40 protein-coding genes, 1 tRNA gene and 1 pseudogene are annotated in these 22,796 nt (G+C 61.5%); 10 read left to right on the forward strand and 32 right to left on the reverse strand.

Annotated elements, in window-relative coordinates; all coding sequences use genetic code 11:
* Positions 1-112: 112 nt before the first annotated feature.
* The 22 genes from J4G43_RS46815 to J4G43_RS46920 all read right to left on the reverse strand — a co-directional run bounded on the left by J4G43_RS46815 (position 113) and on the right by J4G43_RS46920 (position 8,786).
* On the reverse strand, positions 113-310 hold the full coding sequence (locus J4G43_RS46815; protein ID WP_208088871.1) for a YonG family phage-derived protein: 198 nt from the start codon (positions 308-310) through the stop codon (positions 113-115).
* Positions 307-672: a hypothetical protein gene (locus tag J4G43_RS46820; protein ID WP_208088872.1), complete on the reverse strand. Its 366-nt coding sequence runs from the start codon at positions 670-672 to the stop codon at positions 307-309. The genes J4G43_RS46815 and J4G43_RS46820 overlap by 4 nt, the downstream gene beginning before the upstream one ends.
* Positions 669-1,055, reverse strand: a complete 387-nt coding sequence (locus J4G43_RS46825) for a hypothetical protein (protein WP_208088873.1) — start codon at positions 1,053-1,055, stop codon at positions 669-671. The genes J4G43_RS46820 and J4G43_RS46825 overlap by 4 nt, the downstream gene beginning before the upstream one ends.
* Positions 1,055-1,228, reverse strand: a complete 174-nt coding sequence (locus J4G43_RS46830; RefSeq protein ID WP_208088874.1) for a hypothetical protein — start codon at positions 1,226-1,228, stop codon at positions 1,055-1,057. Before J4G43_RS46830 ends, J4G43_RS46825 begins: the two co-directional genes overlap by 1 nt.
* A complete protein-coding gene (locus tag J4G43_RS46835; protein WP_208088875.1) occupies positions 1,225-1,401 on the reverse strand; it encodes a hypothetical protein in 177 nt (58 codons plus the stop codon). The genes J4G43_RS46830 and J4G43_RS46835 overlap by 4 nt, the downstream gene beginning before the upstream one ends.
* On the reverse strand, positions 1,398-1,643 hold the full coding sequence (locus J4G43_RS46840) for a hypothetical protein (protein ID WP_208088876.1): 246 nt from the start codon (positions 1,641-1,643) through the stop codon (positions 1,398-1,400). Before J4G43_RS46840 ends, J4G43_RS46835 begins: the two co-directional genes overlap by 4 nt.
* Positions 1,633-2,019, reverse strand: coding sequence for a hypothetical protein (locus tag J4G43_RS46845; protein WP_208088877.1), 387 nt, complete (start codon positions 2,017-2,019; stop codon positions 1,633-1,635). The genes J4G43_RS46840 and J4G43_RS46845 overlap by 11 nt, the downstream gene beginning before the upstream one ends.
* On the reverse strand, positions 2,016-2,696 hold the full coding sequence (locus tag J4G43_RS46850) for an ATP-binding protein (protein ID WP_208088878.1): 681 nt from the start codon (positions 2,694-2,696) through the stop codon (positions 2,016-2,018). The genes J4G43_RS46845 and J4G43_RS46850 overlap by 4 nt, the downstream gene beginning before the upstream one ends.
* Positions 2,689-3,018 (reverse strand): TSCPD domain-containing protein, encoded by a 330-nt coding sequence (locus J4G43_RS46855; protein WP_208088879.1) that lies wholly within the window; start codon positions 3,016-3,018, stop codon positions 2,689-2,691. Before J4G43_RS46855 ends, J4G43_RS46850 begins: the two co-directional genes overlap by 8 nt.
* On the reverse strand, positions 3,015-3,224 hold the full coding sequence (locus J4G43_RS46860; protein ID WP_208088880.1) for a hypothetical protein: 210 nt from the start codon (positions 3,222-3,224) through the stop codon (positions 3,015-3,017). The genes J4G43_RS46855 and J4G43_RS46860 overlap by 4 nt, the downstream gene beginning before the upstream one ends.
* Positions 3,224-3,412 (reverse strand): hypothetical protein, encoded by a 189-nt coding sequence (locus J4G43_RS46865; protein ID WP_063685610.1) that lies wholly within the window; start codon positions 3,410-3,412, stop codon positions 3,224-3,226. The genes J4G43_RS46860 and J4G43_RS46865 overlap by 1 nt, the downstream gene beginning before the upstream one ends.
* A gap of 40 nt (positions 3,413-3,452) precedes the next feature.
* On the reverse strand, positions 3,453-3,647 hold the full coding sequence (locus J4G43_RS46870; protein WP_208088881.1) for a hypothetical protein: 195 nt from the start codon (positions 3,645-3,647) through the stop codon (positions 3,453-3,455).
* Positions 3,647-3,859, reverse strand: a complete 213-nt coding sequence (locus tag J4G43_RS46875; RefSeq protein ID WP_208088882.1) for a hypothetical protein — start codon at positions 3,857-3,859, stop codon at positions 3,647-3,649. The genes J4G43_RS46870 and J4G43_RS46875 overlap by 1 nt, the downstream gene beginning before the upstream one ends.
* The gene (locus J4G43_RS46880; RefSeq protein ID WP_225005541.1) at positions 3,859-4,095 is read right to left on the reverse strand and encodes a helix-turn-helix domain-containing protein; all 237 of its coding nucleotides are present in this window, start codon (positions 4,093-4,095) and stop codon (positions 3,859-3,861) included. The genes J4G43_RS46875 and J4G43_RS46880 overlap by 1 nt, the downstream gene beginning before the upstream one ends.
* A complete protein-coding gene (locus tag J4G43_RS46885; protein ID WP_208088883.1) occupies positions 4,095-4,418 on the reverse strand; it encodes a hypothetical protein in 324 nt (107 codons plus the stop codon). The genes J4G43_RS46880 and J4G43_RS46885 overlap by 1 nt, the downstream gene beginning before the upstream one ends.
* A gap of 6 nt (positions 4,419-4,424) precedes the next feature.
* A tRNA-Phe gene (locus J4G43_RS46890) sits at positions 4,425-4,500 on the reverse strand.
* 385 nt (positions 4,501-4,885) lie between these two features.
* Positions 4,886-5,236, reverse strand: a complete 351-nt coding sequence (locus tag J4G43_RS46895) for a hypothetical protein (protein WP_208088884.1) — start codon at positions 5,234-5,236, stop codon at positions 4,886-4,888.
* A 112-nt stretch (positions 5,237-5,348) separates the two neighbouring features.
* Positions 5,349-5,558, reverse strand: coding sequence for a hypothetical protein (locus J4G43_RS46900; protein ID WP_208088885.1), 210 nt, complete (start codon positions 5,556-5,558; stop codon positions 5,349-5,351).
* Complete coding sequence (locus J4G43_RS46905) at positions 5,558-5,980, reverse strand: helix-turn-helix domain-containing protein (RefSeq protein WP_208088886.1); 423 nt, start codon at positions 5,978-5,980, stop codon at positions 5,558-5,560. The genes J4G43_RS46900 and J4G43_RS46905 overlap by 1 nt, the downstream gene beginning before the upstream one ends.
* Before the next feature lies 1 nt (position 5,981).
* Positions 5,982-6,941 carry a recombinase RecT gene (locus tag J4G43_RS46910; RefSeq protein ID WP_208088887.1) on the reverse strand — a complete coding sequence of 320 codons (960 nt, stop codon included), beginning with the start codon at positions 6,939-6,941 and terminating at the stop codon, positions 5,982-5,984.
* Positions 6,942-6,960: 19 nt separating this feature from the next.
* Positions 6,961-7,806, reverse strand: a complete 846-nt coding sequence (locus J4G43_RS46915; RefSeq protein ID WP_208088888.1) for a hypothetical protein — start codon at positions 7,804-7,806, stop codon at positions 6,961-6,963.
* 50 nt (positions 7,807-7,856) lie between these two features.
* Positions 7,857-8,786, reverse strand: coding sequence for a PD-(D/E)XK nuclease-like domain-containing protein (locus J4G43_RS46920; protein ID WP_208088889.1), 930 nt, complete (start codon positions 8,784-8,786; stop codon positions 7,857-7,859).
* A gap of 382 nt (positions 8,787-9,168) precedes the next feature.
* On the opposite strand from J4G43_RS46920, the gene J4G43_RS46925 reads away from it, so the two are divergent.
* The 10 genes from J4G43_RS46925 (at position 9,169) to J4G43_RS46970 (ending at position 15,625) form a co-directional block, all read left to right on the forward strand.
* Positions 9,169-9,576 carry a GcrA family cell cycle regulator gene (locus J4G43_RS46925; protein ID WP_208088890.1) on the forward strand — a complete coding sequence of 136 codons (408 nt, stop codon included), beginning with the start codon at positions 9,169-9,171 and terminating at the stop codon, positions 9,574-9,576.
* A gap of 64 nt (positions 9,577-9,640) precedes the next feature.
* The gene (locus J4G43_RS46930; RefSeq protein ID WP_208088891.1) at positions 9,641-10,009 is read left to right on the forward strand and encodes a GapR family DNA-binding domain-containing protein; all 369 of its coding nucleotides are present in this window, start codon (positions 9,641-9,643) and stop codon (positions 10,007-10,009) included.
* Between the two features lie 11 nt (positions 10,010-10,020).
* Positions 10,021-10,626, forward strand: a complete 606-nt coding sequence (locus tag J4G43_RS46935; RefSeq protein WP_208088892.1) for a hypothetical protein — start codon at positions 10,021-10,023, stop codon at positions 10,624-10,626.
* Positions 10,626-11,072 (forward strand): hypothetical protein, encoded by a 447-nt coding sequence (locus tag J4G43_RS46940; RefSeq protein ID WP_225005543.1) that lies wholly within the window; start codon positions 10,626-10,628, stop codon positions 11,070-11,072. Before J4G43_RS46935 ends, J4G43_RS46940 begins: the two co-directional genes overlap by 1 nt.
* Positions 11,069-11,635, forward strand: a complete 567-nt coding sequence (locus J4G43_RS46945) for a hypothetical protein (protein WP_208088893.1) — start codon at positions 11,069-11,071, stop codon at positions 11,633-11,635. The genes J4G43_RS46940 and J4G43_RS46945 overlap by 4 nt, the downstream gene beginning before the upstream one ends.
* Position 11,636: 1 nt before the next feature.
* On the forward strand, positions 11,637-12,356 hold the full coding sequence (locus J4G43_RS46950; RefSeq protein WP_208088894.1) for a hypothetical protein: 720 nt from the start codon (positions 11,637-11,639) through the stop codon (positions 12,354-12,356).
* A 210-nt stretch (positions 12,357-12,566) separates the two neighbouring features.
* Positions 12,567-14,090, forward strand: coding sequence for a DnaB-like helicase C-terminal domain-containing protein (locus tag J4G43_RS46955; RefSeq protein ID WP_208088895.1), 1,524 nt, complete (start codon positions 12,567-12,569; stop codon positions 14,088-14,090).
* Positions 14,083-14,604, forward strand: a complete 522-nt coding sequence (locus tag J4G43_RS46960; protein WP_208088896.1) for a hypothetical protein — start codon at positions 14,083-14,085, stop codon at positions 14,602-14,604. The genes J4G43_RS46955 and J4G43_RS46960 overlap by 8 nt, the downstream gene beginning before the upstream one ends.
* A gap of 9 nt (positions 14,605-14,613) precedes the next feature.
* The gene (locus J4G43_RS46965; RefSeq protein ID WP_208088897.1) at positions 14,614-15,252 is read left to right on the forward strand and encodes a hypothetical protein; all 639 of its coding nucleotides are present in this window, start codon (positions 14,614-14,616) and stop codon (positions 15,250-15,252) included.
* A 76-nt stretch (positions 15,253-15,328) separates the two neighbouring features.
* Positions 15,329-15,625: a hypothetical protein gene (locus J4G43_RS46970; RefSeq protein ID WP_208088898.1), complete on the forward strand. Its 297-nt coding sequence runs from the start codon at positions 15,329-15,331 to the stop codon at positions 15,623-15,625.
* 386 nt (positions 15,626-16,011) lie between these two features.
* Here the strand turns inward: J4G43_RS46970 and J4G43_RS46975 are convergent, their stop codons facing one another.
* From J4G43_RS46975 to J4G43_RS47020, 10 genes and pseudogenes are all read right to left on the reverse strand, one after another.
* Positions 16,012-17,052, reverse strand: coding sequence for a hypothetical protein (locus J4G43_RS46975; protein ID WP_208088899.1), 1,041 nt, complete (start codon positions 17,050-17,052; stop codon positions 16,012-16,014).
* A 56-nt stretch (positions 17,053-17,108) separates the two neighbouring features.
* Entirely contained in the window at positions 17,109-18,899 is a 1,791-nt protein-coding gene (locus tag J4G43_RS46980; RefSeq protein WP_208088900.1) for a T6SS phospholipase effector Tle1-like catalytic domain-containing protein, read from the reverse strand.
* Positions 18,900-19,437: 538 nt separating this feature from the next.
* Complete coding sequence (locus tag J4G43_RS46985; protein WP_208088901.1) at positions 19,438-19,806, reverse strand: hypothetical protein; 369 nt, start codon at positions 19,804-19,806, stop codon at positions 19,438-19,440.
* Between the two features lie 81 nt (positions 19,807-19,887).
* Positions 19,888-20,031 (reverse strand): annotated as a pseudogene (locus tag J4G43_RS46990) (IS256 family transposase); the annotation flags it as partial.
* A 66-nt stretch (positions 20,032-20,097) separates the two neighbouring features.
* Complete coding sequence (locus tag J4G43_RS46995) at positions 20,098-20,250, reverse strand: hypothetical protein (RefSeq protein WP_208088902.1); 153 nt, start codon at positions 20,248-20,250, stop codon at positions 20,098-20,100.
* A 377-nt stretch (positions 20,251-20,627) separates the two neighbouring features.
* The gene (locus J4G43_RS47000; protein WP_208088903.1) at positions 20,628-20,864 is read right to left on the reverse strand and encodes a hypothetical protein; all 237 of its coding nucleotides are present in this window, start codon (positions 20,862-20,864) and stop codon (positions 20,628-20,630) included.
* Between the two features lie 287 nt (positions 20,865-21,151).
* Positions 21,152-21,358 carry a DUF4314 domain-containing protein gene (locus J4G43_RS47005; RefSeq protein WP_208088904.1) on the reverse strand — a complete coding sequence of 69 codons (207 nt, stop codon included), beginning with the start codon at positions 21,356-21,358 and terminating at the stop codon, positions 21,152-21,154.
* A gap of 8 nt (positions 21,359-21,366) precedes the next feature.
* On the reverse strand, positions 21,367-21,804 hold the full coding sequence (locus J4G43_RS47010; RefSeq protein ID WP_208088905.1) for a hypothetical protein: 438 nt from the start codon (positions 21,802-21,804) through the stop codon (positions 21,367-21,369).
* A 272-nt stretch (positions 21,805-22,076) separates the two neighbouring features.
* Positions 22,077-22,388, reverse strand: a complete 312-nt coding sequence (locus tag J4G43_RS47015; RefSeq protein WP_208088906.1) for a DUF3489 domain-containing protein — start codon at positions 22,386-22,388, stop codon at positions 22,077-22,079.
* A gap of 102 nt (positions 22,389-22,490) precedes the next feature.
* Positions 22,491-22,715, reverse strand: a complete 225-nt coding sequence (locus J4G43_RS47020; protein ID WP_208088907.1) for a hypothetical protein — start codon at positions 22,713-22,715, stop codon at positions 22,491-22,493.
* Positions 22,716-22,796 lie beyond the last annotated feature (81 nt).

Here is a 22,796-nt window from a genome sequence, read left to right on the forward strand (position 1 = left end):
CTGTCAATCACCGTCGACGCTGGGTGGCGCTGCTCCGACGACTCTAGCTCATTCTCTCGCTCCTATTGCGACGGCAGTAGACAACGAAGCGGCCGGGGCGCCCTTCCCACCGCTAGGGCTCGGCACGCTGCCTAGGCGGGACCTTTTTGCGTTCTGCGGTGGCGCGCTTGACGCGCTCGCGGTGGCACTCCTTGCAGACCGTCATCGTCGCGTCCCGGAGGCCTGGGCGCACCTGCAGATAGAAATCGCGGAGCGGCTTCTCCTGGCGGCACGCCTTGCAGACCTTGGTCGCGATAACCCCTGTGTTCATCGTCGGCTAATCTCCGTCATCTTTCCGCAGTGGAAGCACCTCGTTCGCTTGCGGTCGCGGAGCCGCTGCATTTCCTCGATGTAGTTAGCGCGCGAGCGGGACCACTGCGTTTCCTCGCTCGCCATGATCCGCAGGACAAACATCGGGTCGAGCCGAGTATGGCAGCGCCCGCATTCGACTTCGGTCTCGCCCTCGCGCAGATAGTAGGTCACGGGGACGAAGCCGCGCCCCTCGACGTAGTAGGACCGATGATCGCAGCCGTCGCGGTCGCTCCAGCGGTCCACCACCTTGAGAAACGGCGGCTCGCCTTCTGGCGGCTCCTTGAACCTGACCGGGATGCGGGAAACGTTGTCGTCGCTCATCGCGTCCTCATCTTGCGCTTCGGCCAGCGGCTCGGCGGCCTCGGCTCGCCGCGATCCTTCGCCAGCAGGCGCGTCCGGAATTCCTCCTCGGCCTTTTCGATCCTGTGCGTCTTTGCGATCTGCGGGATATCCCGCTGGCGCGTCTTGACGTTGTGCGCCTCGATCAGCATGGGCGTCAGGTTCCAGAACTCGTCCGAGCCGCCTTGCGCGTGATAGAGCCCGTGGTCGAACCGAAACAGCGAAAGCACCTGGTCCTCGGTCATCTTCACCGCATCCTCGTGCGGGATGATCTTCACCAGCTTGCCGGTGCCGTCGTCGGTCAGCATCTCGCAAAGCGTCGCAGCGAGCTTCGTCTTGAACGAGATATGGGCGCGCCGCCGCATCAATCCTCTTCGACGGGCTCTTCGGTTTCGTAATCCGGGTCGGACAGCACCTCGGGCCGGTACCGGCCGAGCTTCTCCTTCCGGCATTTGTCGCAGACGCGGCACAGCGGGATGCCGCGCGCATCGTTCTCCCACCGGGACTCCTTGCCCGAGCCGCAATAGCAGAGCGTCATGGCGTCTTCCCCCTGATCGGCGTTTCGTAAACCGTCACCAGTTGGACCACGGCGAACTGCGCCTCGTAGCGCTGCTCGGCCGCAAGCGTATCGGCAAGCTGCACGGCGTGGTCGGCCCTGTGCAGCTCGGCCAAAATCTCGCCCGTGGTCAGGTTGACGACACGGAATGTCATTGCAGCCTCTCTTTGATCTCGCTGGCGATCATCTGCCGCGTGTATGCTGCCCACTGGTCGAACTCGTCCAAGGCATCGAGCGGGTTGACGAAAGGGACCGTCGTGAACACCGTGACCGTCATGCAACCGATGATGTTGTAGGCGACCCCTGGGCTCACACCGTTGATGAGGGCGAGCAGCACGTTGGCGGCGTCGCGCCCGATATCCGCGTCCCGCTCTGCCTGTTCCTCGTCAGAACTCATGACGTGCCGGTCCCATGATCTCGCGGAAGTGCTCGTCGCAGACGTAGCTCGTCAGCGGATGCCGGATCGGCTGCGAGTCGTCGGCGAAGATGACCTCCTCGACCTTGCGCGCGGCGGGCTTCCCGCAGAAGCAGCGCTCGCCTTCGAGGCTGCCGGGATGGGCCGCCGACCGTTCGACCAGGCCGAGCAACCAGACCACCAGGTTGGCGCGGTCGGGCAGGACCAGCTCGTTGCCGGGGTTCGCCTCGCGCCAGCGGCGCACCCCCCGCATGTCGGCCTCCCACTGCAGATCAAAGATATCCTGCAGCTCGGCTGTCTCTTCCTTCGCTGCGGCCAGCGCCAACCGCAGCATCTCGAGTTCGCTCTGCTCGCTCACTTCAGCACCTTCTGGATTTCGCCGAGCGACTTCTCGATCTTGTCGGCGAGTGCCAGCAGCCGCCGCAGTTCGGGCTCCAGCTTGCGTATCTCGACAAGAGCGGCCTGCGCCTCGGCGGCCTGTTCGCGGATTTCCTCATTGCCGACCTCGTCGCCGAAATTCTCTTCGCGGAGCAGCTTCACCCAGGCGCGCGGCACGCCGAGATCGGTCGCGACCTTCTCGTCGGTCCAGCCGCGCCCGTAGCCGACCTTGCCGTCGATGTAGACATCGTTCAGCTTCTCGAAAATGATACGCCGGTCCTCGCGCGTCATTGCCTTGCCGTGATCCCTTACGATCTGCAGCGCAACCTGCGGCGGCGGTACTTCGACCTTCGGCATCGGCTTCTCCTCTGATTTACGGATTGCTGCGAACTTCGCCGCGTTGAAGCATTTGGGGCAGCGGTGCGCGCTCGCGCTCTTGCCGATACGCCAGCCCTTCTGCTCCAGCTTGCGCGCGATGAACTGCCACTCGATGTTGTCGTCCATGCCGCGCCCATTCGCCATCAGGTTCACCGGCAGCGGGACGGCGGCCTCGCAATTGGGCGCTCCGCATCGTGCGATGATGCCCCGCACCAGCTTGCCGTCCTCGCCGTAAGGCACTCTGGTATGCTCGAATGCGGTCGAGACGGCGTTAGTCATTCGTTGCCCTCGCTGCCGGAAGGAGTCGGTCGATCACCGCGCCGATGATCGTGGACGGCTGGCCCTGGCCGTCGCGAGTGATCGCGCTCGCCATGTTCTCGATCTGCGCGCCGTATTGCAGCGCGAGCGAAAGCAGGACCGCGCCGTCACGCGCGATAGCCTCGACGGCTTCGCCGCTCTTGCCGCCCGAGATGAAGACCTCGCCGCGCGCGCCGTCCTCGTAGAAGCCCAGGCTGACGGCATAGCAACGGTTGACGCCGCCGAAACTCATCTCGAACGTCTCGGCCTGGCGGCGCAGCGGCAAAGTCCGACGCTCGGTCATCGCATGTATTCCCGGTGCTGCTCGTTCGTTTGCAGATCGACGACATCGACCCAGCCGATGTCCGCGCGCTGGCGAAAGGCCGCCAGCTCGACCATCATGCTGGGCTCGGTGGCGTGTACCGTCGTAATCGCGCACATGCCGCGCCGCTTCCCGTTGTCGGGGTCCTCGACGCCATAGAACGCCGATACACGCCACCGCCAGGCCATCACGCCGCCTCGGCGATCTTCGGCTTGCGGCGGCTGCGGCGCTCGCTCTCCAGCGCACCGGAAACCTGGCGGATGCAGGAGATCAGGTCGTTCGCCTGCGCCTTGGTGGTGATCGCTGCGGTGACGTGCAATTCGAGCGCGTCGTTCTCCGTCTTCAACTGGATGTCGGCCCCCTTGGGAATGCGCATAGACTTCTCTCCTTGTTTGCCAGGACGCCCTGGCGTTGCTTCAAGACGCTTCGTTGAGGATGATGTGCATGACTTCGGTCAGCCGCGCCTGGTACGCGATGCCGATCACGCCAAGGCTGTCCGCGAACTGCTTGTCGTTCTTCAGCTCCATCAGGAACGCCGTGATGGCGACGCGAACCGACATGCTCTGGCCTTCGGTCAGCTTGTGCCCGTCGATGGTGATCGTCGGCTCCATCACGACCGCTCCTTTTCGGTGAACAGCGTGCCCTGCGGCTCTTCGGCGACTATCATCGCGCGGTAGTCGAGGGCAATCGCCTCCATCAGCTCGACTTCGCGCTTCGCCTGGGCCTCGGTCATGAAGCCGTCGGCGACGCGCCGCCGATAGACGTGCTTGCGGTAGCCGATTTCGCGGAGCACGCAGCGCAGCTTGTCGATGGTGGTGATCATCAGGTCCGCTCCAGCTCGCGCGCCCTGACCCAGGCCTGCGCGCTCTCCACGGAGATCAGCACCCGGCGACCGACCCGCATTTCCCTCGGGGCCTTACCCTCGTCGCGCAGGTTGAAGTAGTGCCGCTCCGAGATGCGGAAGGCGCGGCAGAATTCCGGGACCGTGTAGGCAAGCTGCGTCATGGGGACCTCCGGCTTCTTCCGTGATTTGGCCTTCGTCTTTGCAGCGGACATCATCAGTGCGCCCCTTTCCGACGATGCAGGTATGCGTTGATCTGCTTGATTTCGTCAGCGACGCACCGGTCGAACAGCCCGTGCATCTCCTGCTGATGCGCGGGCGCGAAGCAGGCGACGTATTCGGCGACCAGATAGGCCAGGGCCGCGCCCTCGCTGTCGCAATCCATGTGGGCGCTGGCCGTATGGAATACGTCGATCAGCTTCGTGACGTTGTCGGCGATCTTGTCTTCATCAACCGGCACGGCGGCACCTCCAGGACAAACGACGACCGATGTGGAAATAGCGGCGACCGCGCTTGCCGCAGACCGGATCACGGGCGACATGGCGATTGGTGCCGGGGGATGGGTTCGAACCACCGCCGCGCGGATTTTCGATCCGCCGCTCTACCGACTGAGCTACCCCGGCGCGCGGCCCGTCCTGGTCGAAAGGGTCGCGCCCGATGCGGCGCGTCCACATTGCATCGAAGTCGTCGTCGGCGGCGAGGACCGGCGACGCCAGGGCAACCGCGAGGCACTGCAGGACGGCGCGTCGCGCGATCATGCCCGAGCCCTCCGCTTGCGCTTGGTCTGGGGCGCGGGTCGTTGGCTCATATCCTCACCGCGCGACGGCGTTGTGCGAGACGCCGCCTCCGTAGCTCCACCGGACCCAAGGGCGTGGCGATCCAGCAACTTGCGAACGCGATAGGCCTCGGCGAAGTGATCGCCCGCATGGCAATGCGAGGTCTCGCTGCGGCAGTGCTCGCCGCAACAGATCGCCTGCGCAATTTCGAGGTCGCTGGGTCGCGTCATGATCAGTGCTCGGTCTTGTCTGCCTCGGCGTGGCCGTTGCCACGCGACTGCGCCACGAACATCGGCATCTCTCCGGTCTCGGCAGTCAGCCTCGCGGCTTCGATGTCGCGCTCGTTATCGTGGAATTTGCGAAGGCCGAGCATCAGGCTGCCGCCGATCTGATCGAGCAGGCTCTTGATCGCCTCGCCGCGCCGCATCAGGTTGTCGCGCTCGGCGTTGACCTTGGAGACCTGGCGGTGCAAGCTTTCGTTCTCGAACTCGATGATTGCCTTGTTGCTCTTGAGCACCTCGTTTTCGGTGCGAAGTGACTGCAGCTCGCTCTCAAGCGCGGAAATTTCATTGGCGAGGTTCATGGTCTCTCCCTTTCAGTTTTTCAGTGTGTCCAGGCCAGCGCGGCGACGTAGATCAGCACTACCCAGAAGGCGAGTTTTGCGAACAGGATCAGCAGGCGAAGACGGCCAATGCTCATTTCGAGAGCTTCCTTCGGATTTGAGATCGGACCTGCGTCGGAAACCAACGGCTGACGACGCTGCCGCGATGGAGCAGCACGAGAGATCGTTTCCCATCCGGCCCGGTGAAGTGGATGCGCGTGTGCTTGCCGCCTTCCGAGACCCGGACGTTCGAGCCGCCAGCGTCGTGGACGGCGGCAATCGCATCGCGCACCACCTTGCGCATCAGACGGCCTTCTCGGCGAGGAACAGGCGGACCGTGACTTCGTACCGCTCGCAGGCGCGGATCACCGCGCTGTGGTCGATACCGAAGGTGCGCGCGATCTGATGATAGCTCGCGCCGGTCACGACCTTGGTGAAGGCCATGATCTTCTGGCGCGTAGCGAGTGCGTCGCGGTTAGGTTTTGTCCGGAGGTCCTGGATCGAGGTGCCGAACGCCTGCGCGCCGACCGAGCACGCGATGGTGCAATGGTTCAGGTACGGGCGCGCCGCGCTGATCGCCTTGAAGTCGTCGCGCATCTTGCGATAGCGATGGCCCTCAGTCGCTGCGAGCGACGCAACCGATGAGGTGCCCTGGCGCTCGGGGAGAGGCGGCCAGGGCATCTGCAGGTCCACGTCGTAGATGATCAACGGGAAACAACGGTCCATCTCACTTCCCCCCTTTCGCATCACTCGATTGACGATCACCCGCAGCGTCGCTCGCGGGCGCAGTCGAAGGTGCTTCGGCTTCGGATTTCGGTTTGGTCTTCGGCACATGCGCAGCGGCGTGCGCGTCGATGGCAGCGATGGCCGCTTGGCCAATGGCGGGAGCGTTGCCGGTCAGGCGTTGTGCCAGGCGCGGCGACACGTCCTTGGCGGCGTCGGATGCGACGGTGAAGCCCGCATCCTCCATCTCATCGCGACCGTACATGCCAGCAATGATGTCGGGGCAGTACATGCGAGCCCAATCGCGGCTCATGTTGTAGAAAAGCTGCAGATCGGGCTTCTTGTCCCAGAGCGGCGAGCCCTTCACCTTGCCCTTGTCGTTGTGGCCAGGGTGCAGCTTGCCGAGCGTGAACTGATCGGGATCAGCGTCGAGCGGCGGGAAATAGCGCGGCTCCTTCTCGCCCTTGAAGGTGGCCCACACGCGGCAGCGGCGTTTGTCGCCTTCGCCTTCATAGTCAACCTGCAAGCGGGTCGTGATCGGGGCGCGCTGCTCGATGATGGCGTGGAAGAACTGGGACTCGTAGGCGACCCGCTCGACCTTCTGGCCGTTGACGTACTGCTCGACGGTGTACGTCCAGCTCGCGAGCGACAGCGGCGAGATGTCCAGCTCCTGCGCCTTCATGCAGATGCCGAACATGCCGCCGACATTGCCCTGCAGCCACGGCGGAATCATCGGGCCTGCGGTCGACAGCAGCTTGGCCGCATCGACCATATCGCGCAGGTTCGCGTAATCGACGCCGCCGCCCTTGAACAGCGTCACGGCTTCCGTGCGTTCACTGACCACCTTTTCGGCATTGCCTTCCGCGAGATTGCGGCGGGTCACGCGCTCGGGCTGCGCCTGCTGCTGGGGCGGCAGGCGGTCGGCTTTCATCGGGCGGTCGCCAGGAAATGAAGTGTCGGTCATTAGGCTGCCTCGCGCAGGTTCAACGGGATTCGACGTTGCGATCCTTGATGATGATGCCCTTTCGAGCGTCACCGCGTTCGTGGTCGGCGATCCAGGCCATCCAGCCCAGCAACCGCCGCTCGTTCGGGGCATATTCGCGCCAGTGACCGGCGACCGTGTGCCAGCGCACGCCAGGGCCACGCGTGTAATGCGTTGCGGAGCTGTGATGCGGGCTGGCGGGCAATTTCAGCGTAACCAAATTGTAGCTGTCGATTGCGCCCATAGCGCGCGGGTTGCCGCGCTTCCGTGCGATGCGGCCCTCCCGCGTGATCCGCTTCGACGTAGAGACCGTCGAGCCGCCGAGCGACAGGAAGGTCGAAAGGGCCGCAACCAGATTGATCGTTGCGTCCATTGCTTCCGGCCACAGCAGTTTGCTCGTGTTTTCAAGTCCGGGCACCGGGTACGAGTAGAACACCCGGTCCACGACAGGGTCGTCGCGCTCGACAAGGAGATCGAAATCGACGTGCCGCAAGGTCATTGTGAGCAGCGGCTCATCCGGCATGCCATTGAGCGTATCGATGCGGCTGATCAGGCAGTCGTTCCGGTCTCCCTCGACGAAGATGCCGGTGCGCGTGGGCGGGGTCTCATACTCGAAGAACGTTCGCCGGAACGGCAGCCGAACTCCTTGCAGGACGTTGCGGATGCGGCGGCGCGTATTCATCATGGCCCAAGCGATGTCGGTCGTATGCTTGTCGAAGCAATAGACCTCTGCGCGCTCGCGCGCCTCGCTGGCGACGATATTTGCGATTACCGGATGGCGCGGCGCATGGTTAGGGTCGATGGGGTTGACCAGCGCACGCGCGATATAGTCGTAGTCGGCCAGCACGCTACGCGAATGACCTTCAAGGATCAGATTGGGGAGCAAGCTGCGCATGGTTAGGCCGCCTCACGCAGCTCGAACTTCACCCGGTCATCGACCGACTTGCGCCACCAATCCGGCAAATCGACAAATTCGGCATCCTCGCGATCATCGCCGGGACCGGGCCAGTGCTTGGTCTGGTAGCACTCCCAGAAAATCTTGCAGGCAAGCTCGTTGAGCGCGTGGCCGCGCGCCAGGTCTTCGTCCTTCAGCGTCTGAGCGCGCACACAATAGGGCGCGGTGCTCTCAACCCAGAGCAGCGTGAACGACGATGCAGAGAGGCCCAGCGCTCGCGCGCCCTCCAGCACCATCGCACCCTGCTGGCAGAGGCCGTAATTGATGATCGCGCTCTGCGTCTCGCGGTAGGTCACGCCCCTGGCCGTCTTCAGGTCGATATAGTCGCCGCTGTCGTTGGGGATTTGATCCGGCCGCGCCTTCTTCCAGAAGCCGCGCGGATCGCGCCAGATCAGCGAGCGTTCCGGCGCGCCATTCAAAATGCCCTGGCGAACCAGCGGAAACTCGCCGAGCGCGAGGATCATGCCCTTCGCGCGCTCGACCATTTCGGGCGTCAGGATGTACTTGCCCGCCGCGATCTGCGCCGCCTTCCAGTCGCGCCACTCCTTGCGGTTGCCCTGATAGGCCACGCCGCCGACAGTTGCGGGTCGCAGCACGCAGTCATGCTCAAAGGGCTCGCCAGCGACGGCGCTGTGGAGGAAGCGACCCAGCGCCATCGCCTCGCTCTGCTCGGCATCAGCGGCATAAGCCGGATTGAACCGAGAACGCTGGAAGGCGTGCTTGGCCGACTTCAGGATGATGTCGCGGAGGAAGGACGACGAGATCGAGGGCTCGACGCAAAGGTTCGGATGATCGTGATAGTCCCACGACGGGATGTCGGCATAACAATTCGGCGTCGATACCTGCTTGTGGTCCCAGGGAATAGACTGCATGACGACACGAACCTCCGGCGCAAAGCAGAGACGGCTTCGACCAGAGGTCGAAGGCGCTGAGTGCGATGATTTGGGACCGGGTCGCCTGCTACCAGGGCAGTCGATGACACCGTGGTTTCGAGATCATGAGGGGCGATGTTGATTTGGTGCTGTTGGTGCCCGCCTGATGTTTTCGATTGTCAATCTCGCACTTCGGACTGTCAATAATGCAACGAGCTGCAGACCCGGAAAATTTGCTGCACGCTGTCTCAGCTCGTAACAGCGCACCACTGAGTCATCATCGCTCATCGCCGCGTCTCGCAAGTTGAGCCAGACCCGCTAATTTACGATGCGCGCGAATTTCCTCGTGACAACGGGTCGGCTCAGTGATCATGAATTGCCGATGCGCGTGTCTGTCTGGGACGACCCCAACTCTGAGCAGGTTCTTCGGACGATGTGGACGCAAGGTGCTTCAGCAGCGCTGATCGCAGACGCCCTGCAGACATCGCGCAATTCTGTCATCGGCAAGGTGCATCGGCTCGGGCTGTCGCGCACGCAGCGCAAGCCGAAGCTCGCGAAGCAGCCGACCAGGTCCAACGTTGTGCCGATGCGGCGCAAGACGGCCAGGCCGATCAAGCGTCCCGGCGAGCCGGTGCCGTTCCTCAAGGCGAAGTGGTTTCACTGTCGCGCCGTGCTCGATCAGCGCGGCAAGGACGGACTCGTGCTGTTCTGCGGCGAGACCAAAGTCTTCGGCTCGCCCTGGTGCGCCAAGCATCGGCGCGCATACACCGCTTCGAGGGTGCCCTCATGACAATGAGCGCGGCCCGGTGATCCTCCCGCTTCACCGTGGCCCCGCAAAAATCAAAGGGACACCAATGGCGAAAGCAGCGAACACGATCAACGATTTCGAACCCGAAGTCGTGCAGGAACTCCTGGGGAAGATCGACGGCTACCACGCCGACCTGGCGAGCGAGCGCGGTACGTTCATGAAGACGTGCCGCAGCATCCGCGAGAGCATCAGCAACGTCTACACCGAGGCCAAGGCGCGCGGCATCCCGGAGAAGGAGCTGCGCTCGCTGGTCAAGATCAGGCTCAACGAGGCAAAGAACCGCAAGATTTACGAGGAGCTTGAGGCCGACCAGCAGCTGACGTTGTCGATGCTGGCGACGGCCGAAGGCGTCAAGGACCTGCCGCTCTGGCGGGCTGCCGCCATGATGGGTGATGCCAGCGCCACCGCTCACTAGCGGAGGCGCGCATGACCGCTGCGGTTCTCGCCAAGTACGACGCGATGTGCCACGCCATCGATGCAGCCTTTCGCGTCGATGAAGCGAAGGATATTCGCGACAAGGCCGTCGCACTCGAAACCTATGCGCGACAGGCTCACAACGTCGAGGCCGAGCGCCAGGCCTGCGAGATCAGGCTGCGCGCGGAGCGCAAGGCGGGCGAGTTGTCTCGCGACCTCGAAAAGTCGAAGGGCGGGCGACCGCCGGAAACTCGGGCCACGATGGACCGAGTTTCGACCAAGGCCGAACAGTTGCTCGCCGCTGGCGTCACGCCTCGCCAAGCGAAGCAGTGGGAAAAGCTCGCCGCCGTGCCCGACGAGCAATTCGAGACCGCGCTCGCCGACAGGACCCAGATGCCGACGACGGCGGGCATCATTCGCGCCGCCGAAGAACCGAAGGTGCAGCCTGTCGCATCGGAGGCGCTGTGGCTTTGGGGTCGCTTGCGCGATTTTGAACGCGATCTGCTCGGCAAGGCCCCCAGCGACGTTCTCGAAACTCTCACCCCGGAAATGAAGGACGACGTTCACGCGCTCGCGCCCCGTGTCGCGGCGTGGCTCAAGCGCATTGGAGAACACTGATGACCAACGAAGCAGGCGACCTGGTCGCCATTGTCAGCCGCATCATCGATACCCGCCGTTCGCAATCGCGCATCTCGCCGTCTTGGGTTGCCAACGAGGCGATGATCGAGCTTGATGGCGGTCACATTGCGCCGCCGCTTGTCTATCTCGGATGCCATCTCGAATTGCGCCAGATCGCGCGGAGCGTCTTGCGCACCCGTTTCGATGATCGGGCCGAAAGCGACGATGGCGAACCTCGGCAGCACGAGCTTTTCCCCGACTTGCAGTGGCGTTACCCGACAGCGCGATCTGCGAGAAGCGCCGAGCCCGAGTACGTTCTGCTCGACGATATGAGCGACGAGGACGCTGCGTACAACGTTGCCCGCCTGCGCCGCGAGGGACGCGCGAAGCTGGCTCACGCAGACGCCTTGGAAGCGTGGAAGCGGCGGCGGCGGCGGGTGGCATGATGCTGCGCCCTCGCATCCTGGCACTTGATCTGGCCTCGCGAACCGGCTGGGCCTGCGGCGATTGCAGCGATGCAGTGCCGCGATCCGGCTCCGTGCGCTTCGCCCGCGAGGGCGCGAGCATGGGCGCGCTGTTCGCGGGCTGCAGGCAATGGCTGTCCGATTTCCTCGCCACCGACCCCAACATCAAGCTGGTCGTCTTCGAAGCCCCGATGACGCCGCAGCAGATGGCTGGCCGTACCACTGCCGACATCATGCGGCGGCTCAGCGGCCTCTGCGCGGTGGTCGAGGAGCTGACCTCGACGCTCGGCGGCTATGACGTGCGGGAGGCGCGCGTTGCCGACGTGCGCGTCCACTTCATCGGTTCGAACCGCCACAAGCGCGACCAGGCCAAGGCGCTGACGATCAGCGCCTGCCACCGGCTCGGTTGGGCTCCATCCGATGACAACGCCGCCGACGCGCTCGCGCTTTGGCACTACCAGGCCTCGATCCTCGTCCCGCAGCTCGCAGTGCAGACCTCGCCGCTGTTTCGGCGACGGGTCGCCTCGCCACCGATGGGAGCATGACATGCCGCGCATCCGCACCATCAAACCGGAATTCCCGCAGTCCGAAACCATCGGGAAGCTGTCGCGGGATGCGCGCCTGCTGTTCGTCCAGCTCTGGACCCTTTGCGATGACGAAGGGAGGACTCGCGCAGCCTCGCGAATGCTCGCGAGCCTTCTCTACCCCTACGACGAAGACGCTCCGAGCCTGATCGACGGCTGGCTGGACGAGCTTGAGCGCGAGGGTTGCGTCGTCCGGTACGTGGTTGAGGGCTCGACTTATCTGCAGGTGAATAACTGGTTGAAGCATCAGAAGATTGACCGGCCAACGAAGTCTCGTTTGCCGGTTGTCAGCGAGGGCTCGCGACTGCTCGCGAATACTCGCGAGGATGCATCGACGGACCTAGGACCTAGGACCATGGACCAGGACCTAGGACCTAGGACCAATGCCGCGCCTGTCGGCGCGCCGCGCGATGCGCGCCCTGGCGAGCTTGATCTCGGTCATGCGGAAGCAGCGAAGCCGCAGCGACCCGATCCCGAAACCGAGCTATTCCGCCGAGGCCGGGAGGTCCTCGGCAAGAGCGCAGGCGGTGTCATCTCGCAGCTGCTCAAGGCGAAAGGCAAACCCGAGCTGGCACGGGCGGCGGTGGAGGTCGCCGCGACCAAGGAAAATCCCCGCGAGTACATCGGCGCAATCATTCGCGGCAACGTTGAAGAGGACAGACCGAGAGGAGCGATCCTGTGAACCAGCACCTGCGTCTCGAAGAGGTTCTTCGCATGCTGGCGAGCGTCGGCTGCGATCCGCGATCCTTCACGGGGTCGAAGGCATTCCGCTGCCCTGCGTGCTCGCACCAGCGCCGCAAGAAGTTCTACCGCTGCCTGTCCATCCGCTCCGAGCCGGATGGTTTTTTCTTCCGCTGTTTCCACTGCGACGACTTCAAGGGGAGCTACCGCTATGAACACGCTCGCGCCAGCGACCGCCGCGTTCTTCGAAGCAAGGGGGATATCGCCCGAAACAGCTACGCGGTTCGAAGTTTATACGGGAGCCCTCGTCGGTGAGAAGCCCGACCGGCGCGTCGTCCCGAACCCGCGCGGCAACATCGTCGTCTACCCGTTCCTTGAGCACGGCGTAGTCGTGAACGAGAAATACCGCGCCGAGCGCAACGGCGAGAAGGTCTTCTGGCACCGCAAGGGTGGCAAGCGGACGTTCTGGAATGCCGATGTCCTCGACGATCCGGCGCTCGACAACGGCACGCAACCGCTCGTCATCACCGAGGGCATCGAGGACGGCATGGTCGCCATCGAGAGCGGCTGGCCGCTCACAGTGTCGGTGCCCGATGGCGCGCCGCCTGTTCCGAAGGATGCTCGGCTGCCGCCGCTCGATCCGCAGACCGAGCCGAACGGCAAGTTCGAATTCCTGTGGCTCAATCGCGACCGCCTCGGTCGCGTGAAGCGCATCATCCTGGCGGTTGATAACGACGGGCCGGGGCAGCGCCTCGCCGCCGAGCTGGTGCGGCGCGTCGGCGCTGGGCGCTGTCTGTTCGTCAGCTATCCGCCTGGCTGCAAGGACCTGAACGAGGTGCGGCAAAAGCTGGGGCCGGATGCCGTGAGCACTTTGCTGCGGGAAGCCAAGCCGTACCCGGTGCGGGGCCTCTACCGCCTGTCCGAATACCCCAACCTGCCGACGCTGGTGCCGGTCTCGTGCGGCTGGCCGATCTTCGACGGCTTACCTGGCAATGGCTGGATGAAGCTTTTCCCTGGCGAGTTCATGGTCGTGACCGGCATCCCGAGCCACGGCAAGTCGACCTGGATCATGAACCTGCTGGTCAAGCTGGCGCTGCTCCACGGCTGGCGTGCCGCGATCTTCTCGCCCGAAATGCCGACCGTGCCGTACCTGCGCGACAAGCTCCGCAAGATCGTTTCAGGCAGCGACGCAGCTGATCCGGTGACCGACGCCTTCATCGAGCACAATTTCGTGTTCCTCGACAACGACCCCAACGACGAGGACGAGGACGACATCACGCTGGAGTGGATCGTCGAAAAGGCGCGCGACGCGGTCCTGCGCGACGGCATCCGGGTGCTGGTTATCGATCCCTGGAACGAGATCGAGCACGCGCGGAAGCGCGAGGAGTCGACGCACGAGTACATCGGCCGCGCCATCCGCATGCTGAAGCGGTTCGGTCGTCGGTACGAGGTCGCGGTGATCGTGCTCGCCCACCCGACGAAGGATGTCTACGAGCGCGGCAAGCTGCGGACGGCGACGCTGTATGACATCGACGGCTCGGCGCACTGGTTCAATAAGCCCGACCACGGGCTGGTGATCGAGCGTGATCCCGTCAAGGCTGAAACCACCGTGCACATCTCGAAGGTCCGCTTCGAGCAGACCGGCTATCGGGGTGCGATCCGCATGCGGTTCGACCCCAAGACACAGCAGTTTGACCAACTTCAGGAAATTCAGGGGGAGCTGACCTATGAGTGACATGCTGCTGATCCGGCGCGAGCCGATGAACTTCAATCCCCTGGAAGACGTGGTGATGGATGACGAGGCTCCCTCGATCTGGGGCGGGCCCCACGTTGGCAAGCGGCTGTCCGAGGCGATGCAGACCCTGCGCCTGCTGCCGATGCCTGGCGTCTGCGGCTACCGGCCTGGCTGGCCTCCCTACGTCTACGAGTTCGACGACCTGGTCGAGCAGCACAAGCAGGGTGAGTTGGAGCGGACCCAGCAGATGCAGAACCGCACCAGGCTGCTGCCGTCCCTTCGTGATGTGACGCGCATGGAAGCGGCGATCTGCTGGCCTGCCCACTACCTGGGGCGGCTCGCGCATCTCGTCCTCGCCGTGAATGCCGTGGCGCTGGCGCACGCCCTGGAGCGCGATGCCGGATGGGTGGCGGCGAAGCGCGGCGGCTATGCCGACACCTGGCGGCAGCGCCACGACCAGGGTTGCGAGATCATCGCTCGCGGCCTGCGCAACGAGCTGGTGCCGGTGTTCTGAGGGTGTTGAATGGAATTTGAAATCCCTCACGGTGCGGAGCGCGAGTATCTGATCATCTTCGGCGTGGCTGCGGTCTATATCGGCAGCAGCCCGATTGGAGAGCCGTGCATCGTCGGCGCAACGCGCGATCTCAATCTGACCTTGCACGCAATGCAGCGGAAATGGCTACGGTCGGAAATCGCGTGCGCCTACTGGGTCAAGGACCGCGCCGCCGCCGAGGCAATCGCGGCCGAGGTTGACAGCGTGCTGCCGCACGACCAGGACGGTCGGCTCGCTGTGCGTGCCGAAGTCGCAGCGCAGCAGATCGAGGCAGTCGCTAGCTCCTGGCATATACCGCTGACCAATCACGACGCAGCGATGGCTCGCGTCAAATCAGCGGTCAGGCACGTCCAGGAGGTGATCGATGCGGCGAACGCGACCGGCGAGCTTGCCTGGTTCAACACTGCCTATCGGGCGTGGCGTCTCGATGCGAAAAAATTCGGGGCTAGAATGAGTTACGCTGAAGCGCGAGCACGGCTGCGCAAGGTGGTCACCAAACAACTGATTACGTTAGACCTTCTCGATTGCAGCGAACGCCTGTTGCCGGACATCTTCCCGCTGCTTGGAAGCGTCGGGCAAGAACCAGCCGAAAAATCTCCGACGCGCTGATGAAGATTTACGTTGACGCCGCAAAAAATCCCGCCCATCTATCGCGCGACGGCGAGCGGGCCTATCGGTTGCCCGAATGACAATCACCCAGCAACAGAAGCGCAAAGAGCTGGAGAAGCAGGCGACTGTGCTCCTGCAGGGAGAGCGGCTTGCACCCGCTGGGCCGATTGGATTGATCGGAAAGCTGAAGCGTCGCGAGGCGGATAGCAATCTCGTCAAGCGTAACCGCCGCGAGACCGTCGTCGAGCTTCGCTTCCTCTATCAGCAGCTCTCGAAAGCAGCGCGCCAGGCGCTGGCCAGCCGCTTCAAGCAGCAGCGCATCGATGATCCGACGCTCGACTGGAATGATTGGCTCGCCGAAAATTTACGTTGACGGCTGAGTCCGGGCCTGCGCTTGATTGCGGCACAGCTCGATGCCGGAGCCGAGCGCTCTCGGGTCGAGTCCGTGGTTTCATCATGCACAGAGACTTGGATCAACCGGCTCCGGTTAAGGACGCCGGTTGTTTTTTCGTACCGAGGTTTTGACTCCCCCTTGTACTAGATGCCGTAATGGGCCCTGCTCCGAGCGAGGGGCGATGATGGTGGTTGTCCCCGGATAGATGATGAAACAGGGTCACGGCGTTGAGTCGGCGCGTACTCGTAATCCTTCGTCCGCTTCGCTCCGATACCGACCGTTTTTGTGACCAGCAGCAAATTACGCGAAGGGCCAGAAGGCGACATTTAGGGTTGAGGGTGAAAGGGTGGCGAAGCGCTCCGGCTTTATTCAAAAAGCATGAGTTCTTTTTTCTGACCTGGACCTACCTCAACATCAGCTTTTCGGCATTGTTCATCGCCGGTTTTGCATCGTAGCACGGCGACCTTGATTCCACCTTTTTGACGATAGAGCGCGCCTTCTAGACCGGGTATCCCCACAACAACATCATTGAGATAGAGATACAGTTCATACCTGCGAGCTGAAAAGGTAATCATAGGATCATCCCTCCCGATCCCAACCGGGATGGGCACAGCATATCTTTCCTGACCGGTCTGGGCTAAGACGGAAAAAAAACTCTGCGACCACACTCGTTTAAACGGAAGCGCGATCATCATTGCTATTAAGTTGTACTTTGGAAGGATCGAATTTTTATCCAATTTCGATACGTTCGATTGCCACGCTTTTTCTGCGTCACTGAGGATATCGGTGGGTTCGTCAGCGAATGGATCGTCATCCACTAGGAAAATCGAATAGCGCTCTCCTGGCTTCAGTACGAACACAGCCGGCTGGCAGACAGAAGAGAACTCCAGAAAGACTATTCTGACTTCGCCCTTCTGGAGGGAATGATGGCCGCTATCCGAGTGCGGATAAGTGCATACTTGACCAATATCGTTCATGAAGTTGAATGAGACTCGATTGAGCAGGCCGACTGAAATAAACACGACGAGCGCGGCGAACCCAGCCGGAATTAGCTTACCCGTCATCCACAAGTAACACTTCACCAGCCATGTTGAACGTCTCAGTTTATTTGAAAAGCTAAGCGCTAGCCCGCGAAGCTCCTTACTCGGCCTTTCAGAAGCTACGTTTTTCGAGACTGGCTTTTCAGTGATTGGCCCTATCAAGTGTTCGGATTTCTCAGGCGACAGTTGTTCAGAATTCGTCCTTTTAGATCCGCGCCGTTTTATCAGTCGGAACACCGTGGTGATCGATAATGCTGAAAATCCAAGAAACCCTACGAGCATCGCCGCAACTACGGCAGCTGCGGTCGTTTTGAGTTCACATAAGGACGCATCCTTTTGGCAGAACGTCTCCAAATAGCGATTCAAGAACGCAGTCTGATCGGCATCCGAAACCGAGGTCCCAAAGACGTTGTATAGAACGATCAAAAGTAAGGTGGTAGACGCGGCCGCAGACCACGGGCGCCTCTTCGCCGCAACCTGAGACTGGTCTCAAACCACGGCCCGCGACCCTCACGCCAGTGGGTGTTGTAATATGCGAACGAACGGTCAGCGATGCGACGATCGATCAGCTTGCCCCACAAAATGCATGCAACAAGCAATGCCGACAATATAAGAAAATTACTCGGGTCCTCTCTCAACGCTTTTAACCAAGGAGACAACCCGCTTGGAAGAGCGGAACTTAGAGCGTCCGACAGCAAGCTGACGAATGGTCGCAAAAACCATTGAGCCACGAGCGTGGCAACGATAAAGAAAAACCCGAAAGCCGCAACAAGCATCTCAAAAACATGCCAACTCGTCAGCACCGAGTACACTGGGGAGACAACAAGCGCGATAGAGATAACCAATGTCGCAAAATAGGAAACGCGACGCCACCAAACGGTATCCCAAGTCAATTCTTGAAAGTGAAGATCCGGGCATCTGATGTTTTCTATTACATCAGCTCCTTCCGATACCGTACCGATCTTTAGATATGCCTTTCCGAAATCGTTCAATCCCGCGTAGGCATCCAATGAAAAGATGTTCTGTTCAACTCCCGAATATGCTCGAACATCTTCCCAATGCTCTTCGACAACGATGCGGGCCGGGTCGCAACCTGCCGGAAGCGTAACAGGCGCATAAGCATCTGTACCCGTCGCTATTCGAACGAGCACGCTTTCGTGAATTTTCGGAAATGGGATGTACGCTGACTGCTTGTCACGTGGTGGCGCGAAATGACGTGGCTCGTACCTGTAGTAGCTGGCAAACCCGGCTCTAGAGTCGTAGAGCCGCCCACACGGTTGCGCTTTCTGTTGTATCTCCTGTATTGCGGATTGGCTGAATGCTAGGCCAGCCTTTGTTGCCTCTTTCAACATCCAGTTCAAAGGAACTAAACTCATCGCATCATCGGGATAACCACCACCAACGTTGGCGTGCACCCCTGCAAAGAACACCTGCGTTAGCTTTTCGTCGTCAGTGCTCGTAGGGAGTTGTTCAAGGCTATTCCAACTTTGTTCACTCTCGTCCCATAGCAAGGGATGGAAAGTCGTTCGCTTATCATCGATTCCAATAGCGTGACACGCTTTATCTATGCGGTCGGCTTGGAACTGCGAGTCCTCAAGTGCCAAGGGCCATATGTAGCGGTCGATGCCCTGTTTGAGTTCGTCGATTGGTATTCCGTATGCATCGACCGTATCCCATACACCCACGAACTTAATTTTGATGTTTGGATGTACATCAAAGCTTTTTCTTCTAATGAAGAAGTCACGGAACGCGCGTCCTAACGTTGCCAAGCCAAAGCGAGTTCTACGCTCTCTCCTGAAGTCTCGATAAAGTTGCCTGGCCTTCCGCCTAAGATCATCGCTTGAGTCGAAGTCCTTCACTAGGCCCTGCGACAAAATGAATTTAAGCAAAATTCGGACAGTGAATGCTCCGCGACTGAAACCGAATGCATAGATTTCGTCGGCGGGTCTTTTTTTGTTGGCCGGTTGATAGTTGCGGCAAATGAACACGTAGAGGTCCAGAACGTTGCGCTTCAATCCCCATCCAACGGCGCCGCCTAGCATTGCGAGGAGCTTGTAGTTCGATGATCCTACACCATCATCGTATCGAGCAACTTGTCTGCTTTCTCCAGAAAGATCTAAAGCTTGGTAAAGTCGCCAGACGTTCGTCTTGAATATCTTGGCGGCGCTGTTGCCTGTCCCGTCTGACAGGACAATGATTTTCCTGACCTTCAAGGCGCGCCTCCCTTCCCATGGTAAAGCCACTACAGCCCGGGCAAGATCGTCATACGAGCCCACCTGAGCACGACTCGAATAGCGGTCACCGATGAGGTTTTGTTCCTCGACAAAGCCGCCAGCTCAACTCGCCTGGAATGCTCGAAAGTAACGGTGCGTCTTGAGCGTCTCAACCGGACGAGCGGGTGAGACTATCACTACGCTTCTTCGCTTGTTGCGCTCGTGCGGCGACTGCCCATGCCGTCGCAGCACTGACCCCGCCATTAACATCGCGCCGTCGCATGCGGCCTCTCCCTGCAAGGACCACGCCTGTAGGCGGACGAGAGCTTAGCACTTTCCTACTACGGCCGCTCCGGGTCATTCGCGACGGGGGCGCGCCGCCAGCAAGCCCGGCCATGTCCGCTATGCCCGGATGGCGACCAACTTTCGCAGCGCAGCGAGATGACGCGAATGGGATGGACCGGCCGCGCTCCCGCCCGGCTCGACCGTGCAATGGAAGCGGGCATCGAGGCGCTTTAATAGCGCGGTGCTCATGTGATCAGTCATCATTCCATATGCATACCGTAATGCTGTCACCATCAGCGACCTCGTACTGGCCGAATTCTTCTTTGTCGGCAAATACTTCAATAAAGATCGTTTCGGTTGTCGTAAGAGTCCGAAAGTTGAAGTGAGCCTCACCCTCGTCGTCGGTATAGCCAGTGCCGCTGTCACCGAAAATACCAGAAGACACGTAGACCTTGATACCGGACACGGTATTATCATTGCCATCCACGACTCTAATGGTGAAGTGATGGTCCGTCAGCCCTGTATCTTCTGACTCCTCTTCTTCCTCTTCTTCTGACTCCTCTTCTTCTGCCTCTTCTTCTGATTCTGACTCTTCTGCCTCGTCTGACTTTATCTCAGTCATTCCTTATCTCCGAGTAGGTGCCGTCCGGGATGTGGTTGGAATCTGGAGTGGCGCAATCTTCGACATCGTGAGGCTATCTGGTTACGCGGCGAGGTCAATTGGCTGATCGATGGGCTTTGTGGCGAGGGTTTTCCAGCCATCGACCTTGCGCATGTTGATCTGGCCGGAAGCGAGCAAGGCCCAGAACAACATTACTGCAGTGTCGGCTGATGGCAGCACCGTTCTTCGGGCGGGATGTCGGGCAGTTTGGTCACAGCAGCTCCTGCGCCCGCTTGAATGCAGCTTCCTTGCTCAGCCGTCCGTTGATGGCGCGTCGCCCGACGTTCTTGCAGCGATGTGTTCGTCGGTCATGGGCCGACCGCCAAGATAGGCTTCGACTGCTGATCGTAGCGCGCCGCTGGTCTCGTGCATCCAATAGCCGGGGATCATCGCCTGCATCTCCATGATCTGCCGCCGCGCGTGACCACCTTGTGCATGCCGTGGCGTGTGCAGATGTTACGTTCCGCGTGGCGGCGGGCACTTACAATCGCCCCGACAGTTTGATGCACGTCAGTTCGTGCAGCCGCCACTTGCACCGGAGCCTCGACCGGCTCTGGAATGGTCACCGCCGCCGCAGCGAGCGGCAGCCGGTCGGCTTTCGGTGCCGCTGCCGCTTCCGGTAGCCAGCGCTCCGCAACCACATCAGGGGCCGGCGCTGCCGGGTGGGGCGGGTCGCGCTGCGAGGCCGGCGCATCGATGGCCTTGTCGCGACCGCGCTCGAACAAAAAAAACCGGCACTGCTGCCGGGGTTTATCAGGCGATTAGAACTTGTGAACGCTGCCTCAGCGCACGATCATCTTGTAGGCGAGCAAGTTCGGATAGATGATCAGCACCTTGAAGCTGTCCGGGCCGACATAGCCGTCGCTTGATTTGTAGAAGAGCGAAGTGCCGGACATCTGCTTGTCGTTGCACTTGGCGAATTTGCTGTCCGGCTTGTAGGTCGGGAAGCCCCCACAAGTTCCGGTTTCAAATGCCCCGTGCTCCGGTGCTTCCACGGTTCGCACAATGGCGTTGCCCAAGGATGTGCAATCCGGGTTGGACGCATATGCGAAGAACACCTTCAGCTTGGTGCCGGATGCAACGTCGGCTCTGCTCTTCCTTCTTCAGGCTCCAGCAACGAGTTCTTCCTTGGTCCAGTCGCCCGCATAGGCAGATGTCGTAAGCAGCGCGAGCGCTGCCGCAGTCAGTAGTCGTTTCATTTGCTTGGTCAACTTTCAGGTTTACCGGGCGACACCATTGCCGCCCGTACTGGCTCAAGCCCGGTAGGCAAAGCCGCCGGGCAAGAGCGCGCCGTTGATGGAGATCGTCAGGGGATTTTCACCGCACGATCTGGTGGCACCACCATCGACAGCGTGCGGCCATTGTCCCATCGCACCGGGACATTCCAGCTGTCTTCGAAGAAGGTCGGCTCTCCATTGACCGTGCCCTCGGTCCCAGGCGGGATCGGAGCCGGATCGTCGATCATGGCGATCAGGCGAATGCGGTCGCCTGATCGAAATGGACCAGACTTCATCGCAGCTCTCACTTTGTTGCCCGCAACGCCGCAACCTTCTGAGTGAAGTTTGCGGCCATGGAGACGGCGGTGCCGTAAGACACCGGCTCGCCTGGGTGGCCCTCCGCAAGCGGTCCCATGTCGCACATGATCCCGTCGAGCACAGTTGCCATCTCAGTGGTCGAGCTTTTGTTCACGTAGGGATCGAGCTTGTGCAGCACTTCGGCGATGGCTGGCAGCACTTCCTTCTCGTCGTCGGAGAGCGAGAGGCTGTCGACCGTCCACCCCTTCACGCTGTCTTTGTGACCCCGGCAAGGGACGCGCATCGCGTCCAATCGCGCGAGGGACAGATCGGGCCGATGATTGGCCTTCGGCGCGGCGCTCTCTTTCGCTGCGGTCTGAGTAGGCTTGTTGTCGTGGCTCGTCGCAAAACCGGCCAGCAGCACGACACCGGCAAAGGCGATCAATCTTCCAACTTTCATAATTTGGACCTTTGGTCGCTGCGACCATCGGGCCTGAGCAGGTCAGGATTTGCGTGCCGTCTGTCACGGCACCGTCTGCGTGCGCTGCCAGCGTCGAAACGGCCAGCGCCGCCGCTGCGAGTAGAGTTTTCAGTTTCATTTGCGTGCTCCATGTTGATTGACAGCGAATGCCGCCCTCACTGGCTCAGGCCCGGTAAGCTTTCGCTGCCGGGCAAGAGCGTGCCGTTGATGGAGATCAAGGCTGGGTGGGCGGCCGATCAGGCCAGCTTGTAGGAAGTGACGCCGTCCTCGCGGGTGCGCTCGGCTTTCGCGCCGTTCGGCAGCCGGGTGAGCGCGGCGCGCAGCGTGTGCGCCTGCCAGCCCAGGGCTTCGCACATCTTCTCGACCGTCGAGCCCTTGCCGCCAAGCAGATCGAGCAGCATCGCCGTCTTCGATCCAGCGCGCGGGCCCTTCGCCTGGTCGGCGTTGGCCGCAGTCTTGGAGCCGGCCTTCCTCTTGGCGACCGCCGTCTTGGCGACGCGCTTCTTCGCGGGAGCCTTCTTCGCGGCGGGTTTCTTCTTGGTAGCCATGTCAATTCTCCTGTTTACGCGGCGACCGGAAGGTCCCGCTGTACTGCCCCGAGCCCAGAAACCCTTTCGGGTGCTGGGCAACGGGCAGCCAGGAGGCTGCGGTTAGGCGATGATGTTATTGGCGACGTGCCACTCGCCGTTTTCGCGCTTCTTGAGCACCGCCACTCGAAAGGTGGTGACGCGCTGGCCGGTGATGACCGAGTCCATCATGTGGACGTATTGGGCGATGACCGCTTCGCCATGCAGGTTGGTGGACCACACTTCGGTCTCGCCTGCCGTATGGCTCGCCTTGATCAGCGCCGCGATGGCGGCTTTGGTCGGGGACATTCGATAGCTCCTACTTGTTGATCTTCTCACTGCCCCGAGCCCAGAACCCTTTCGGGGCTGGGCGTTTCGGGCAGCCAGGAG

This window comes from Bradyrhizobium barranii subsp. barranii (assembly GCF_017565645.3).
Lineage (GTDB): Bacteria > Pseudomonadota > Alphaproteobacteria > Rhizobiales > Xanthobacteraceae > Bradyrhizobium > Bradyrhizobium barranii.